At 73.1% G+C, this 2,117-nt stretch carries 2 protein-coding genes; both read right to left on the bottom strand.

What is annotated here, in order from left to right; all coding sequences use genetic code 11:
• Positions 1-658: phosphotransferase family protein (locus RIF93_RS20305; protein ID WP_309093251.1), on the bottom strand; the 658-nt coding region annotated here is incomplete at its 3' end.
• Positions 655-2,117 (bottom strand): glycerol kinase GlpK (gene glpK / locus RIF93_RS20310; RefSeq protein ID WP_309093252.1); only part of this gene is annotated, 1,463 nt, incomplete at its 5' end. The genes RIF93_RS20305 and glpK, both read right to left, overlap by 4 nt.

Raw genomic sequence — 2,117 nt, forward strand, 5'->3', positions numbered from 1 at the left:
GGACGATGCGGGTCGGCCCCTGGGCCGGGAGGCTGGCCGGCAGGAAGTCGATCAGCCGGTCCATGGCCGGGTTCGGCTCGATCTCCGACGCCCGGTACTGCTTGGTCCAGCGGCCGACCTGGCGCTCGAAATAGTTGCCGGGGCGGCCGTAGTCGCCGAGGCCGATGGCCTCCGGCTCGAAGGCGTGCAGGGCGGCCAGGGCTTCGACCTGGGCGTCGTAGATGGCGCGCCGCCCCGGCGGCGTCAGTCCGGGCAGCTTCAGGTCCCAGAGGACGCGCCCCTCGACCTTGTCCATGACGTAGAACATCGAGCCGATAACGGCGTCATCCTCGCACAGGGCCCAGGGGCGGGCGACCGGATAGCCCTGGGCGTGGAGGGCCGAGATGACCCGGAACTCGCGGTCGACGGCGTGGGCCGAGGCCAGCAGCGTCCCCGGCGGCTTGCGGCGCAGGACGTAGGTCCGGCCCGGCGTGGCCAGCTCATAGGTCGGATTGGACTGGCCGCCCTTGAACTGCCGGATCGTGACGGGGCCGGCGTACTCCGGGACATGGTCCCTCATCCAGGCGTCGAGGCGGCCGACGTCGAGGGCATGGCGGGGATCGACCTCGCGCGTGCCGGAGAAGGCGGTCTGGGGGTCGGCGAGGTCGGTCTGGCTCATCGGGCGGCGATGATGGCCGCCTTGACGGCGCGCCGCCAGCCCTCGAGCAGCCGGTCGCGTTCGGCGGTGCCCATGCGCGGGCTCCAGCGGGCGGGAGCCTCGACGGGGTGATCCTCCAGATCGGCGATCAGGCCGACGCCCAGCGCCGCCAGCCGGGCCGCGCCGAGGGCCGTCATCTCCTGGAAGGCGGGGCGTTCGACCTCGACCTCGCAGATGTCGGCGACGAACTGCATGGCGAAGGCGTTGGCGGTGACGCCGCCGTCGACCCTGAGCGTCTTCAGCGGCGGGGCGCCGTCCTTGGCCAGGGCGTCGAGCAGGTCGCGGGTCTGGTAGGCGAGGCTCTCCAGCGCGGCGCGGACCATGTGGGCCGGGCCGGCGTCGCGGGTCAGGCCGACGATGGTCCCCCGCGCCTCCGGCTCCCACCAGGGCGCGCCGAGGCCGGTGAAGCCGGGCACGAGGTAGACGCCGCCGTTGTCCTTCAGCCCGGTGGCCATGGCCTCGGACTGGCGCGACTCCGAGATCACCTTCAGCCCGTCTCGCAGCCACTGGATGGCCGAGCCGGCGGAGAAGATCGAGCCTTCCAGGGCCCAGGCCGCCTCGCCCTTCGCCTCGTAGCCGAGCGTGCCCAGCAGGCGGCTGGTCGAGGCCACCGGGGCGCGGCCGACATTGGCGACGAGGAAGGCGCCGGTGCCGTAGGTGATCTTGGCGTCGCCGGGCTTCAGGGCGCCGTGTCCCACCAGCGCGGCCTGCTGGTCCCCGGCGGCGCCGTGGATCGGCAGGGCGGCCCCGAACAGCGACGGGTCGCAGTCGCCGAGATGGTCGGCGCAGCCCCTGATCTCCGGCAGTCCCTGCAACGGGACATCGAACAAGTCGGCGAGTTCGGGCCGCCACCGCCGCGTCGCCAGATCCATCAGCGAGGTGCGGCTGGCGTTGGTGGCGTCGGTGACGTGCCGGGCCCCGCCCGTCAGCTTCCATATCAGCCATGTCTCGATGGTGCCCAGCTTCACCTCGCCCCTCGCGCAGCGCTCGCGCGCGCCAGGAACGGCGTCCAGCAGCCAGGCGAATTTCGAGGCCGAGAAATAGGGGTCGAGAATCAGGCCGGTCGCCGCCTGCACGGCCGGCTCATGTCCCGCCGCCGCCAGCCGGGCGGTGACGTCGGCGGTGCGGCGGTCCTGCCAGACGACGGCGCGGTGCAGCGGCTCGCCGGTTGCGGCGTCCCACATCACCGCCGTCTCGCGCTGGTTGGTGATGCCGACGACGGCGAAGCGGCCGACCCCGCCGGCCTTGCGGACCGCCTCGCGGCAGGTCTGCAGGGTCGCGGTCCAGATCTCGGCGGCGTCGTGTTCGACCCAGCCGGGGCGGGGGAAGTGCTGCTGCAGCTCGATCTGGCTGACCGCCGCAGGGCGCAGGGCCCCTTCGGCGGTGCATTCGAACGCGATGGCCCGGGTCGAGGTGGTGC

The organism is Phenylobacterium sp. (assembly GCF_031181185.1).
GTDB lineage: Bacteria > Pseudomonadota > Alphaproteobacteria > Caulobacterales > Caulobacteraceae > Phenylobacterium.